The sequence below is a fragment of the Lysinibacillus boronitolerans JCM 21713 = 10a = NBRC 103108 genome (genome assembly GCF_000772935.1).
Taxonomy (GTDB): domain Bacteria; phylum Bacillota; class Bacilli; order Bacillales_A; family Planococcaceae; genus Lysinibacillus; species Lysinibacillus boronitolerans.
The window spans coordinates 1-14,324 of record NZ_JPVR01000051.1 but is presented as its reverse complement, the minus strand read 5'-3'; the positions used below and the strand labels follow the sequence as shown (position 1 = coordinate 14,324).

Annotated in this window: 10 protein-coding genes and 1 other annotated feature; of the genes, 1 reads left to right on the top strand and 9 read right to left on the bottom strand. The window is 38.4% G+C overall.

Annotated features, from left to right (window positions below):
- Positions 1-21 precede the first annotated feature (21 nt).
- The 6 genes from CD31_RS01260 to pdxS form a co-directional block, all read right to left on the bottom strand.
- Positions 22-1,617, bottom strand: coding sequence for an amidohydrolase (locus CD31_RS01260; RefSeq protein WP_036075162.1), 1,596 nt, complete (start codon positions 1,615-1,617; stop codon positions 22-24).
- The gene (gene brnQ, locus CD31_RS01255; protein WP_036075161.1) at positions 1,614-2,945 is read right to left on the bottom strand and encodes a branched-chain amino acid transport system II carrier protein; all 1,332 of its coding nucleotides are present in this window, start codon (positions 2,943-2,945) and stop codon (positions 1,614-1,616) included. Before brnQ ends, CD31_RS01260 begins: the two co-directional genes overlap by 4 nt.
- A gap of 108 nt (positions 2,946-3,053) precedes the next feature.
- Positions 3,054-4,388 carry a sigma 54-interacting transcriptional regulator gene (locus tag CD31_RS01250; protein WP_036075160.1) on the bottom strand — a complete coding sequence of 445 codons (1,335 nt, stop codon included), beginning with the start codon at positions 4,386-4,388 and terminating at the stop codon, positions 3,054-3,056.
- A 141-nt stretch (positions 4,389-4,529) separates the two neighbouring features.
- Positions 4,530-5,810, bottom strand: coding sequence for a serine--tRNA ligase (gene serS / locus CD31_RS01245; protein WP_036075159.1), 1,281 nt, complete (start codon positions 5,808-5,810; stop codon positions 4,530-4,532).
- Between the two features lie 75 nt (positions 5,811-5,885).
- Positions 5,886-6,105, bottom strand: a binding site (T-box leader).
- Between the two features lie 49 nt (positions 6,106-6,154).
- A complete protein-coding gene (gene pdxT, locus CD31_RS01240; protein WP_036075158.1) occupies positions 6,155-6,718 on the bottom strand; it encodes a pyridoxal 5'-phosphate synthase glutaminase subunit PdxT in 564 nt (187 codons plus the stop codon).
- Position 6,719: 1 nt separating this feature from the next.
- Positions 6,720-7,604: a pyridoxal 5'-phosphate synthase lyase subunit PdxS gene (gene pdxS / locus CD31_RS01235; RefSeq protein WP_036075157.1), complete on the bottom strand. Its 885-nt coding sequence runs from the start codon at positions 7,602-7,604 to the stop codon at positions 6,720-6,722.
- A 102-nt stretch (positions 7,605-7,706) separates the two neighbouring features.
- On the opposite strand from pdxS, the gene pdxR reads away from it, so the two are divergent.
- A complete protein-coding gene (gene pdxR, locus CD31_RS01230) occupies positions 7,707-9,131 on the top strand; it encodes a MocR-like pyridoxine biosynthesis transcription factor PdxR (RefSeq protein WP_081977436.1) in 1,425 nt (474 codons plus the stop codon).
- Between the two features lie 15 nt (positions 9,132-9,146).
- On the opposite strand, the gene asnB is transcribed toward pdxR, so the two are convergent.
- The 3 genes from asnB to guaB all read right to left on the bottom strand — a co-directional run bounded on the left by asnB (position 9,147) and on the right by guaB (position 14,022).
- Positions 9,147-10,985 (bottom strand): asparagine synthase (glutamine-hydrolyzing), encoded by a 1,839-nt coding sequence (gene asnB / locus CD31_RS01225; RefSeq protein ID WP_036075156.1) that lies wholly within the window; start codon positions 10,983-10,985, stop codon positions 9,147-9,149.
- A 100-nt stretch (positions 10,986-11,085) separates the two neighbouring features.
- On the bottom strand, positions 11,086-12,417 hold the full coding sequence (locus tag CD31_RS01220; protein WP_081977435.1) for a D-alanyl-D-alanine carboxypeptidase family protein: 1,332 nt from the start codon (positions 12,415-12,417) through the stop codon (positions 11,086-11,088).
- 141 nt (positions 12,418-12,558) lie between these two features.
- Positions 12,559-14,022 (bottom strand): IMP dehydrogenase, encoded by a 1,464-nt coding sequence (gene guaB / locus CD31_RS01215; protein ID WP_004233999.1) that lies wholly within the window; start codon positions 14,020-14,022, stop codon positions 12,559-12,561.
- Positions 14,023-14,324: the final 302 nt, after the last annotated feature.

The window sequence follows — 14,324 nt, the reverse complement described above, 5'->3', positions numbered from 1 at the left end:
GACAGCATCTTCATAACTAATTTATTGAGCTTGAATAGTGGATTGTGTAAAAACACATTCTCCTTCGATATATGTAGCGAATGGTTTTACATGCATAATCTGGATATGTGAAAGGGTCATCAGATCATCTGTTAGTACAACAAAATTAGCTTCATAGCCCTCTTTTAACTGACCAACGTTCTCCATACGAATCATCGTCTTGGCATCAACTGTATATAGCTGTATTGCCTCCTCTACAGAGATTTTTTCTGCCGCGCCTAAATCTGTTCCATCATAAGCTCTTCGTGTAACAGCAGCTTGTATCGTAACAAAGGGATTAGCCGCTTCTGCCCAAGATGTGGCAGGCGCATCTGAAGAGAGTGCTGTCGCAATACCCCTCTGTAGAAATGTTTGTACACCATATAAAGTCTGTGTTTTTTCTAGCCCCAGGTTCTCTAAATAACTCTCAATTTCGCAGAATAAGAAGATGGGTTGTGGCACAAAGCCTATCCCCCATTCAGCAGCTTTTTGCAAGGCACTTTCAGAAGGCATGGCGGCATGCTCAATACGAACAGAAGGTGCATCTGTTAACCAAGCTTTTTCCTCATAAAATGTGTCGACAATTAAATCAATGGCTCTGTCCCCCATTGCATGAACCACTAATTGAATACCACATTCTTTTGCTTCCGCAGCAGCCGCTAGCAGCTCCTCTTTCGAAGTCATTGCTATGCCTTTTTCTTTACTTCCCAAAAATGGCTCAGAAACAAGTGCTGTACGGCCTGAAACACTGCCATCCGAAAATAGCTTGATGCCTCCAATATAGGCTCCTGCAGAACGATCGATATTATCTGCTGTTAACAGCTCATATCGTTGAATATCCTCCCAAACATAATAAACTGCTACACGTTGCTTAAAGCCTTTTTCTCGGGCTTTACGGTACAGGCTTAAATAATCAATCGGTGCTACAGTGGCCATTAATTCCGTAATACTTGTTACACCATAGGATGCCAAAGTTTGTGATAGCTTTAGAAGCCTGTTGACAATTTCTTCTTCAGTGGGTGTAGGTAAATGCTGTAGCACTAGATTTCGTGCATTTTCACGCAGTACGCCTGTAGGTTCCCCATTGTCATTACGATCGATTTGCCCACCCTTTGGATCAGGGGTATCCTTTGTAATACCTGCAATTGCTAATGCCTTGCTATTGACCGATATAATATGACCACATGTACGCATAACAATGATAGGTAATTCAGTGGAGGCAAGATCTAAATCCTCTTTTAAAGGCGCTCTTCTTTCTTTTAGTTTTCCTTCATCATAACCCCAGCCTAATATCCATCCACGCTGACTTGCATCATATTTGGCCAGTGCATTAATTATGTCCTCAATGGAATGAATATATGGAGGGAGGCATGCCACTTGTTCCAAAACATCCGCTAGCATAATTGGATGCATATGAGCGTCAATTATCCCAGGAATAATGACCTTTCCTTGTACATCTATTATTTCTCCCTGATAGGGAGGTAATTGATCCTGTTGTCCAATCCAAAGTACTTTTCCGTCTTCAATCACCATGGCAGTTGCAGATGGCTGATTAATATCTGCCGTATAAATCTTTGCATTACAAATAATTTTCATCATTTTTCAACTCCTATTTCTTCCATACCAAAAGTAGATTTTTCAGGATCTTCTGCTTTCAGCATCCTATGCAAAATAGTACCGATAATAAAGCCAACAATAGATGGTATAATCCAAGCAAATCCGCTAGACTGCAATGGTAAATGTAAGACCATCTGTGTCACACCAGGTATGGTAATTTCATAGCTAGCAAATGTTTCAACAACGCTTACTAGAAATGCAAATAGTACTGTTCCTTTATAGGCTCCTGCATTTGGCACAAAACGATCAAAAGCCCCCAGTAGCACAAGTACAATAATGACAGGATAAATTACCAAGAAAATGGGCAATGTAATTTCGACGATGGCACCTACACCTAAGGAGCCGATAGTTGCGCCTACTACACACATAATAAAGACCCACGTTTTATAGCCTAGCTTCTCTTTTGTTAGTTCGTTTAAAAATTGTGATGATATGACCATGACGCCAATCGCTGATGTTAAGCAGGCAAAAACAACACATATAGCTAGTAACGCCTTACCCAAATTACCAATGACACTAAAGGCAATGGCTGCTAATAGTTCTGTATCACTGCCAGGATTTGTGATGATACCACTACTTGTAGCCCCTAAATAAAGTAGGCCACCATAAACTGCTATTAATCCTATTGCAGCAATAGCCATTCCACCTAGCGCAACCTTTTTAGATTGTTTCCCTTTATAGCCATAACCAACTATTGCTGCTAAAAAGATCGGAGCACAAAGAATACCTGTCCCTACATCTCCTGTTTGATAGGCAGCTATTATCGAGTTAGCAAACACCCCTTCAGCCCCTGTATTGACTGCTGTTCCCATTGGATCTAGTACCCCTTTACCAATGAGGATAATGAGGATAAGAACAAGAACGGGTGTCAGCCATTTCCCAATCTTATCGATAACATTTGATTGATCCATCGCAAAGTAAAAGCAAATCGCGAAAAACGCTAATACTGACGCAATTAAAGGTATGTTCGGAATAATTTGTGATACCCCTAATTCATGAGTTGTCGCTGACATCCTCGGTATTGTGACAACCATTCCAATACAAACCATCATGACCGTATTAAAGGCTTTATAAAACCAATTTCCGATTGGTCTTGTGAGCGCTTCCACGGTTCCCCCAGTATTATAAATTGCGTACACCGCAAGCACAGGTAAAATAACGCCCGTTAAGCTAAAGCCCATCAAAGCAGAAATCCATGATTCCCCTGCACTATTTCCTATGGATGGCGGAAAGATTAAATTCCCGGCACCAAAAAATATAGCAAATAAGGCTAGCCCGACAATTATCGTATGCTGCACAACTTTAGACATATACTCAACCCCTTTATAATCGTTTACAGAAGATTTATTTAAATAATAGAAAATTTAAAAGCACGAAAAAAGGAGATAAATTTTTATCCCCTTTTTGTAAAAATTTTTTTACAGCAATTCATATTTTAAACACTTATATTTTAGTAATTGACGCGAAATACCTAAACGACGAGCAGTTTCCGCTAAACGTCCATCAGTTTCACGCAACTTTTCCGCTATAATTAGGCGCTCATAGGCTTCCGTTAAATCTCGTAAATGTCCAGTTTGGTTGTTTTGCATTATCTGCTGAGTTGAATGTTGAACATTTTTTCTAATCCTTTCTGGAATATGCTCAACAAGTATTTCATCTCCAAGCAAATTATTATATGCCGATTCAAGAGCATTTTTTAGTTCACGCACATTACCTGGCCAATGATAGGCATAAAATAATTGAATTACTTCATTACGATAGCTTACATTTTTCTGTAGTGTATGTTCACTGTAAAATTGTATATAAAAATCAAGGATAGCTGGAATATCTTCCTTCCTTAATCTTAACGGTGGCAAATCAATTTGGAGAACATTTAAGCGATAAAATAAGTCCTCGCGTAACCTTTTTTCAGCTAATAGTTTATCTATATCTTCATTGACAGTCGTAATATACCGTATATCCAACGGCTCACCATTCAGCACTTTTATATCTACTGCATGCAAAAGTTTCGCCTGCAAAGATATATCCAATAAATTAAGGTGATCAATGAGTAGTGTCCCGCCATTAGCCTCCTGTAACTTTCCACTTTTTGCTTCATTCTCTGATCCGTATAGCTGAGTAAATAGATTATCCTCTGTCAATGTTGAACAGTTCAAAGTAATAAACGGCTTTGTATAGCGTTCACTTTCATTGTGTATGCCTTGTGCGATAATATCTTTCCCAGTTCCAGTTTCCCCAGTTAGTAAAACAGGGGCACTTTTTTGAGCACTTCGACGTGCCTTTTCAAGTTGAGTTTTCATTTCAGCATTTGTCGTAATGAAATCCTCCAAACGGTAGGTCGTATAATTATCTCGATATAATTTATGTCCCAGGAAATTATCTAAGTATTTAATTTGTTTGCTTTCATAAAAATGTTTTGAAAATTCAATGGCACCAATGGCTTTTCCATGCTCCATAATGGGATAGGTCGAACTCAGTGATAAATAACTAAAACCATTCAATGTTGTCAGTTGTTGTTCATAGTATAAAACTGGCTGCCCTGTTTGTATGACTTGAAAAACAGTACTTGTCTCAGGTGATAAATTTTGATAATTATCAGTCACAGTGCTATGAAAAAATTCATCTGGTGTTAAGCCGATTTCCAATAATATATTTAAATCTGCTAAGTCATAAAAGATTGCACAGCCTTTATCATCTGTAATTAACACATTATCAAATTCATTGAAGGCTTGTGCAAATTGTTGCAATTCCATGAATTTCTCCCCCTTGTCCCCATGAATATTACCCATTATAACGAATTTTCAAAAATTATGAGAGAATTCAATTTTTGCAACACAAAAAAGCTATTTTAGAACATCCATAAAAGAATTGTCTAAAATAGCTTTATCTGTCGTTTATTTTGCTGTGATTACTTCTTTACCGCCCATATAAGGTCTTAAAACTTCTGGAATTACTACGCTGCCATCAGCTTGTTGATAATTTTCTAGAATAGCAGCAACTGTACGGCCAATGGCAAGACCTGAACCGTTTAATGTATGCACATATTCTGGTTTTGCATTTGGCTCACGACGGAAGCGGATATTTGCTCGTCGTGCCTGGAAATCCTCAAAGTTAGAGCAAGAAGAAATTTCACGGTACATGTTTTGTGCAGGAATCCAGACTTCTAAATCATATTTTTTCGCTGCAGTAAAACCTAAATCAGCTGTACACATTTTTAGCTTACGATATGGTAAGCCTAGTAATTGTAATACCTTTTCTGCATGACTTGTTAATAGCTCTAATTGTTCGTATGACTCCTCTGGTTTTACAAAACGAACTAATTCAACTTTATTAAACTGGTGTTGACGAATTAAACCACGTGTATCACGACCTGCTGATCCCGCTTCTGAACGGAAGCATGCGCTATACGCTGCAAAGCCTTGTGGTAAAGCTTCAGCCGGTAAAATTTCATCTCGATAGAAGTTCGTAACTGGTACTTCTGCAGTTGGAATCATGAAATAATCTGTTTCCTCTAATTTGAATACATCTTCTTCAAATTTCGGAAGTTGCCCTGTACCTGTTAGGCTATCTCGATTAACAATAACAGGTGGTAGCATTTCCTCGTAACCATGCTCCTCTGCATGTAAATCCATCATGAATGTCATTAATGCTCGTTCTAAACGAGCGCCAAGACCACGATAGAATAAGAAACGGCTACCTGTTACTTTCGCGCCGCGTTCAAAGTCTACAATTTTTAAATCCGTAGCAAGGTCCCAGTGTGCTTTAATACCAAAATCAAATGCAGGAATATCACCCCAAGTATATTCTTCAACATTGTCGTCCTCTGTTGTGCCTACTGGTACAGATTCATGCGGAATGTTTGGTAAACGCATCATCATATCTTTAAAGCGTTCTTCAACATCATTTAATTGTACATCTAATTCTTTAATTTCATCGCCAACCTGACGCATACGAGCAATGACTTCATCCGCATTTTCCTTGTTGCGTTTCATAACTGAAATTTGTTCAGATACTTTATTGCGTTCTGCTTTTAATTCTTCTGTTTTGGCAATCAATTCACGACGTTTTGCATCTAAGTCTTCAAAGTCATCTAAATTTCCTAAGTCCTCATTACGTGTTAATAACATCTCTTTAATTTCCGCGAAATTTTCGCGTACGCGTTTAATATCTAACATCTTCATACCTCCAATAGTTTCTTCATGATGGGAAATCATTGCAGCAAAATGAACACAAAAAAGCCCTCATCCCTAAAAAGGGACGAGAGCTACCCGCGTTGCCACCCTAATTGACTAGACTTATTTCTGCCTAATCCACTTATTTCATAACGGCATTTCAGCCGGCTACAGCCTACTTCATTCACTTCGACTGTGCAACTCCAGGACGGATTCACAAGTGTTTTTATCAGCTTCCACCAACCGCTGACTCTCTAAAAAAAACGTGCTTGCTACTACTTCCCATCATCGTGTTCAGTTATTTAAAATTTAACCATACTGTACTATATGAAAACAAATTTTGCAAGTCATACCATAGAGGATACAAAATATTCAATAATTCGTGTGTCCTCTGTTAATTCGGGATGAAACGAACAACCCAATAAATGGCCATCTTGTGCCAAGATTATTTTCCCCTCATGTTGTGCAAGAATTTCAACATCTTTACCTACGGCTTCAATATGAGGTGCACGAATAAATACTGCTGGAATCCCTACACCTACTTTAGGAATATCTAGTTGTACTTCAAAGCTATTGACCTGACGTCCATATGAGTTTCTTGCTACAGTCACGTCCATCACAGCCAAATGTGGTTCATCTTCAATTAGATCCTTGGCTAATAAAATTAATCCCGCACATGTACCAAGCATCGGTAATCCTTGCTGTGCAAGTCCACGAATTGGCTCTAGCAGATCAAATCGATCCAGCAATTTTCTCATTGTTGTGCTTTCTCCACCTGGTAACACAAGTCCATCTAGGTTTTCTAAATCCTTTCTCTGTTTTACTTGAATTGCTTCACAGCCAAGAGCTTCTAACATTTGTATATGCTCACGAACTGCTCCTTGTAATGCTAATACACCAATTCGCTTCATGCTACCAACCTCGCTCTTGCATACGCTCGTTGTGTCCAAGCTGTGCAATATCAATCCCCTTCATAGGCACTCCGAGCTCTTTTGATATTTCCGCAATAAGCTTATAGTCTTTATAATGAGTAGTCGCCTCTACAATGGCACGTGCAAATTTTTCAGGGTTCTCAGATTTAAAAATACCTGAACCAACGAAAACGCCATCAGCTCCAAGTTCCATCATTAAGGCTGCATCAGCAGGCGTTGCCACTCCTCCTGCTGCGAAGTTTACGACTGGTAAACGACCAAGACGTTTAATTTCTCTTAATAACTCGAAAGGAGCTCCTAGTAATTTCGCCTCTGTCATTAATTCATCCTCTGTCATTCCTACGACTTTACGAACCTGTGCATTTACTTTACGAATATGTCGAACTGCCTCCACAATATTCCCTGTTCCTGGTTCACCTTTTGTTCGTAACATCGATGCGCCTTCTCCGATACGACGGGCTGCCTCCCCTAAATCACGACAGCCACACACAAACGGTACGGTGTATTCACTTTTTAATAAATGGTATTCTTCATCTGCTGGTGTTAAAACTTCACTTTCATCAATATAATCGACACCCATTGCTTCTAAGACACGTGCTTCAACAATATGACCAATACGTGCTTTGGCCATCACAGGAATAGTTACAGCCCCCATTACTTCCTCAACAATACGAGGATCAGCCATGCGTGCAACGCCACCAGCTTTCCGAATATCTGAAGGTACTCTTTCTAATGCCATCACTGCTACAGCACCTGCAGCTTCTGCAATTTTTGCTTGCTCTGCATTAATGACATCCATAATGACACCGCCTTTTTGCATTTCTGCCATACCACGTTTTACTAGCTCTGTACCTGTTTGTTTCATTTTCTAACCTCCACCTTTATGATGAAGTTTAGTATAATAGAAATTGACCATATCAAAATATCCAGTTTTCAAAATATTTATAAGGTCAGGAGGTTCCAGATCATGGATATGCTTTTATTTCAGCTGGAAAGAGATAGTGATAAACCGCTTTATGATCAGCTTTATAATGGTATTAAAGAAGCTATTATTTCTAAGAAAATAACTGTAGGAGAAAAATTGCCTTCAAAAAGGAAATTAGCTGATTTTTTAAACATTTCCCAAACAACAATTGAAATTGCCTATGCCCAGCTCTTAGCTGAAGGCTATATTATGTCCAAATCACGTATTGGCTATTTTGTAGAAGAGATAGATGAACTGCCCTACATTCAACAAGATACTGTGGCGTCCATTAATGAACATCCTAAGAAAAAGTCATATAAAATTGATTTTAATCCTGGTTCTATTGATATCGATGCCTTTCCATTTCAAACATGGAGAAAGTATGCGAAAGAGCTTTTTGACGACACCTCAAAGGAGCTATTATTAACAGGGGAACCACAAGGAGAACTGTCTCTACGCACAGAGATTGCTAATTATTTATATCAATCCCGTGGTGTTGTATGCCACCCAGAACAAATTGTTATTGGTTCAGGTACGGAGCAGCTTCTCCCTATGATTCTCCGCCTTTTTAGTGAGGACACAAGCTTTGCATTAGAAAATCCAGGATACCCTGCCGTGCATCGAATGTTTTCGCAGCATAAACGAAAAGTTTACCCAATTGCAGTTGATGAAGAGGGCATAATTATTCATGATCTTGAAAAGACAAATGCTAATGTTGTGTATATTACACCCTCACATCAATTCCCAACTGGGGCTGTATTATCTGCTACAAGACGAGCACAGGCTTTAAATTGGGCGGCACAAAGCACCTCTCGCTATATTATAGAGGATGACTATGATTCGGAATTTCGTTATGCTGGAAAACCAATTCCTGCCCTACACGCACTAGATCGCAACGATAAAGTTATTTACATGAGTACTTTTACCAAATCTTTAATGCCATCCTTACGAGTAGCTTATTTTGTACTTCCACCTAAACTACTTGCTACTTATAACGATGTCTTTAATTATTATTCATCCACTGTGCCTCGTTTTGATCAGCATATTGTGGCAAATTTTATGGGTGATGGGCATTTTGCAAAGCATCTCAATCGTATGCGTAAAATTTATCGTAAAAAACATGATAAACTAACTTCTATTTTAGAAAAATATTCATCATCCATTAACATTACTGGTGAGCAAGCTGGTATGCATATTTTATTAGAGGTTCAACACACATTCACAGAAAAACAATTACAACAGCTCGCCTCTCAAGCACAGATCGGTATCTATCCATTATCAGCCTATCGACTAGATCATTATGAATCTTCACAAGCTCAATTTTTATTAGGCTTTGGAGGAATTCCCGTACAAGCAATCGAATCATCCATTGAGCAGTTGATGGATTGCTGGGGAATACAAAAAAATGACCCATCTACCCGTGAGTAGATAGGTCATTTTAAATTAAGTCTCAATCAATTGAATTTGATAATGCTCAAACCAAGTATGAATTTGCCCTAGATACGCTAAAAGTTGAGGACCTGCCATTAATTGCCCATACCATGGAATCTTAAAAGAGCTACCGCCAGATTCAACTAACTCCTCAAGCTTTTGTCGTTCAAATAGTTCATGTAAAATCGAATTTTTATCATGTAGAATTTCCTTCAACCATTTTTGCACCCCTGCTGTATAGACAGGATGATAGGTTTTTGGATAAGGATTTTTTTTACGATATAACACTTCATTCGGCAATAGATGTGCCATTGATTTTCGAAGTAATCCTTTTTCTATGCCATCCAAATTCTTCATTTCCCACGGAATATTCCAGGCATATTCTACAAGCCGATGATCTGCAAAAGGGACACGTACCTCTAAACTTGCCCCCATACTCATACGATCCTTCCGCTCTAATAATGTTTGCATGAACCATAGCATATTTAAGTAAGACATTTCACGATGTCTTGCCTCTGCTAAACCTTCTCCATCTAATAATGGCACTTCAGCTATTGTTTGTGTATATAGTTGTTGTGCATAGGACTCAATTGTCAATTTTTTATCCCACTTCTCTTGAAGTAATGCACTTCTTTCAGACAATGAACGGATCCAAGGAAAACCCGAAGTCCTTTCTTTAAACCATGGATACCCACCAAAAATTTCATCTGCACACTCTCCTGATAGCGCTACAGTAAATTCCTTTTTTATTTCTCGACAAAACCACAATAACGAAGAATCTACATCTGCCATACCAGGGGAATCACGAACGATGACCGATTCCACTAATAAATCAATTAACTGTTGCTGAGTGATTTCCTCTGCATGGTGTGCCGTCTGAAAAGTATCTGTCATTTTTTGAATCCAGTACGTATCCGTGGAAGTTTGGAAAGAGTGTGGGTTAAAGAAGCGCTCGTTATCCTCGTAATCAATAGAATACGTATGCAATTGATGGTTTTGCTGTTGGAAACTATTTGCCGCAATGCCCGTGATAATACTGGAATCTAGTCCTCCCGAAAGAAATGTACAAATAGGAACATCCGAAACTAGCTGACGTTCTATAGCATCCGTTAACAAAAAACGAACATGCTCCATTGTTTCTTCTAATGTTTCTTCATGCTTACGGCTTTGTAGCTGCCAATACGGCCACTTTCTTAAACCTTCTTCTCTAGAGAATCGCATCGCATAGCCAGGTCGTAATTCTTCAATATTTTGAAAGAGTGTTTTACCTGGCGCTCTAGAAGGCCCTACAGCCATCATACTTGCCAACCCTTCAACATTTACACTTGCTTGGACCGTGGGGTGTGCTAGCAGAGCCTTCACTTCAGATGCAAAAAGTACACCCTCTTGTTGCTCTGTATAATACAAGGGTTTTACACCTAATCGATCTCTACACAAAAATAAAGATTGTCTTTGCTCATCCCAAACACCAAAGGCAAAAATACCATTTAGAAATTCTACACATTGCTCTTTCCATTCAATATAGGCCGTTAATAACACTTCAGTATCCGATTGTGTTATAAAACTATGTCCTCTTTTTTGAAGTTCCTTACGTAGCTCTTCTGTATTATAAAGTTCGCCATTATATGTAATGACATAGTTTAATCCATCATGGATTTTTTTCATCGGTTGTTTGCCGCCAATTAAATCAATAACAGCTAACCGTCGATGGCCAAATGCAATATGCTCACTACACCAAATATTTTCATCATCTGGCCCTCTCTTATTTAATGTTTGCGTCATCGATTTTAATATTGTGTCACTTGTTCTTAAATCCTTGTGAAAACTAGCCCAGCCTGTAATGCCACACATTTAGCCACATCCTTTCGCCTATTAGCGTATGCAGTAGCATGTAAAAATGTGAAAAAAGCACATGAATGCTTAAGTACATTCATGTGCTCGTATTTAAATATTAGAACAATCCCCCAACAAAGTCTGTAATGCCTCCCCATAAATTACCGAAGAAGCTACCTACACCTTGGAAGAACAATGAGATACCGCTAGCGCGCTCTACAGCCTCTGTTGTGACAACATCGGATGAAATATCCTTGCCATCAATAAAGCCGTAATCTGTGCCTTCTGTGCGCTCAATAACGACCTTTCCTACAACAGTGTCTTTTTTAACATCTGCCTCTAAACTCTTTTTATCTAAAACCAATGTAGGTTTATATAAGTCTTTATCAGCAGACTTAATCATAAAGGAAATTGGTTCTTTTACTGCAATCGATACTTTGTCTTCTTTACCTTTTGTGACTTTAACTGTTTTTTGATCTTTGAAAGTATAGTTCCCTGGTAAAATTTCTTGCTTTGAGAATTGTGAAAAACCGTAGTTAAATAATTTTGCTGTGGCATCAAAACGAGCTTTATATGATCCTTGACCATTTGCATCTACAGCCTTCATGACAACTGCAATCAAGCGAGTCCCATTGCGCTCTGCAGTACCTGTAAAGCAGTGACCTGCAAAGTTTGTTGTACCTGTTTTTAATCCATCTACACCTTGATATTCATACACTAATCCTGGCAACATAAAGTTCCAGTTTTCCATTTTAATTGCATCTTCTGTTCCTTCACGGAATGTCTTTTTTGCAATTTTAGATGTCTCTAATACCTTTGGGTGATCTTTTAATAAATGATACGCTAATTTTGCTACAGATTTTGCAGGCATCACATTTTCATCTTCTGGGCCTGTACCTGATGGATGCATTCCAAATAAATCAGCATTATTAAGACCAGTAGCATTGACAAATTTATAGCCCTCTAAACCAAGTTCTTCTGCTTTTTTATTCATTAACTTTAAAAATTCAGTTTCAGAACCTGCGATTGTTTCAGCAATAGCTACGGTTGCTGCATTTGCTGAATAGATTGCCATTGCCTCATATAACTCACGAATCGTATAAGAGCCATCTCTACGTAAAGGTACATTACTTAATGCACGATTTTGAGACATACGATACGTATAATCTGTTACGTGATATTCTTGATCCCATTTAACTTTCCCTGCATCAATCGCGTCCAATAACAGGTATTCAGTCATCATCTTTGTCATACTTGCAATACCTAGTGAAGTATCTGCATTTTGTTCAAATAAAATTTTTCCTGAATCTGCATCAATTAAAATCGCAGCATCCACTGTTAATCCTAAATCTGTTTCCGCATTTGCCTTTGCAGGAATACCTGCAAAAATACTAAATAATAAAACAGGAATTAGGAGTAAGCGTAATACGGTGTTCATTTTCTTTTTCACCTTTAAAGCCCTCCAAAAAATAATCTTGTCCTCGACATTTTATCATAGATAACAACAAACGTGTTGACTCTCTACCATAAAAAAATGCTCTCGCGCCATCTTTGTAGACGATGCGAAAGCATAAAAGTTGCAAGTAATATATTACATGGAATAGTTTGGTGATTCTTTTGTAATCTGTACATCATGTGGATGTGATTCACGTAGACCAGCACCTGTCATTCTAACAAATTGTGCATTCTCGCGTAGGTGCTCAAGATGTGGAGCTCCACAATAACCCATACCAGCGCGAATACCACCAATAAGTTGGTAAATTGTATCAGCTAATGGTCCTTTATAAGGAAGACGGCCCTCAATACCTTCAGGTACTAATTTTTTTGCATCCTCTTGGAAGTAACGATCTTTAGAACCTTTTTCCATAGCGCCGATAGAACCCATACCACGATAAACTTTGAAGCGACGTCCTTGGAAGATTTCTGTTTCTCCAGGAGATTCAGATGTGCCTGCTAGAAGGGAACCAAGCATTACAACGTTGCCTCCAGCTGCTAGAGCTTTTACGATATCACCAGAATATTTAATACCACCATCAGCAATTATTGTTTTACCTAGCTCACGAGCTACTGTAGCACAATCATATACTGCTGTAATTTGTGGTACACCTACACCTGCTACAACACGTGTAGTACAAATTGAACCAGGACCGATACCTACTTTAACAACATCTGCTCCAGCTTCAAATAATGCACGTGCGCCTTCTCCTGTAGCAACATTACCAGCGATGATTTCTAGCTCAGGGTAAGTCTCACGGATTGAGCGAATTGTTTGTAATACGCCTTCTGAATGACCATGGGCTGTATCGATTACAACAATGTCAACTTGTGCCTCTACAAGCTTCTCAATACGTACCATCGTATCTTTTGATACACCAACTGCTGCGCCTACAAGTAAACGACCATGTGTATCTTTCGCAGCATTCGGGAATTCAATAACTTTCTCGATATCCTTAATTGTAATAAGTCCAGTTAATCTACCTTCTTCATCCACAATTGGAAGCTTTTCGATTTTATATTGTTGAAGAATTTTTTCAGCATCCTCTAAAGTCGTTCCAACTGGTGCTGTAATCAAATCTTCTTTCGTCATTACATCTTCAATTTTTAAAGAGTAGTCAGAGATAAAACGTAAATCACGGTTTGTAATAATCCCTACTAGCTTTTGATTTTCCATACTATCAACAATAGGAACACCAGAGATTCGGTATTTACCCATTAGATGCTCAGCATCGAAAACTTGATGTGTCGGAGTTAAGAAGAATGGGTTTGTAATAACACCATTTTCAGAACGTTTTACTTTTTCTACTTGTTCAGCTTGCTCATCAATCCCCATGTTTTTATGGATAATACCGATACCGCCTTGACGTGCCATCGCAATCGCCATTTTAGACTCTGTAACTGTATCCATACCTGCGCTGACCATTGGGATGTTTAATTTAATCTTTGGTGTTAATTGAACAGATAAATCAACATCTTTCGGTAGTACTTCGGAATGAGCTGGTACTAATAATACATCATCAAAAGTTAAACCTTCTTTGGCAAATTTAGTCTCCCACATTTTCGTAACTTCCTCCTATAGTTAAAAGAATATTAATTGTAAGATTAACAACGTGGACTGCTACTGTCAAGGAACTTATAAAAGAAAGACAATTCAGATTTTTAACAAATAACAATTAAGATAAACAATACAAATAATTAACTACATTTTCGAGGCATTTATTTACATTTTTTAAATTCAGAAAACACTTTTGAACAATCTCTTTAGTAGCGTTAAAAGTTATCAAAAGAGAAAGTAAAAAAACAGCCAGCATACAGCTGACTGTTTTGTTTGCCTAGCGACGTCCTACTCTCACAGGGGGA

Coding starts and splice junctions, on each gene's coding strand:
- guaB (WP_004233999.1), bottom strand. CDS start 14,022: ATGTGGGAGACTAAATTTGCCAAAGAAGGTTTAACTTTTGATGATGTA.
- serS (WP_036075159.1), bottom strand. CDS start 5,810: ATGTTAGATATTAAACGCGTACGCGAAAATTTCGCGGAAATTAAAGAG.
- brnQ (WP_036075161.1), bottom strand. CDS start 2,945: ATGTCTAAAGTTGTGCAGCATACGATAATTGTCGGGCTAGCCTTATTT.
- CD31_RS01250 (WP_036075160.1), bottom strand. CDS start 4,388: ATGGAATTGCAACAATTTGCACAAGCCTTCAATGAATTTGATAATGTG.
- pdxR (WP_081977436.1), top strand. CDS start 7,707: ATGGATATGCTTTTATTTCAGCTGGAAAGAGATAGTGATAAACCGCTT.
- pdxS (WP_036075157.1), bottom strand. CDS start 7,604: ATGAAACAAACAGGTACAGAGCTAGTAAAACGTGGTATGGCAGAAATG.
- pdxT (WP_036075158.1), bottom strand. CDS start 6,718: ATGAAGCGAATTGGTGTATTAGCATTACAAGGAGCAGTTCGTGAGCAT.
- asnB (WP_036075156.1), bottom strand. CDS start 10,985: ATGTGTGGCATTACAGGCTGGGCTAGTTTTCACAAGGATTTAAGAACA.
- CD31_RS01260 (WP_036075162.1), bottom strand. CDS start 1,617: ATGATGAAAATTATTTGTAATGCAAAGATTTATACGGCAGATATTAAT.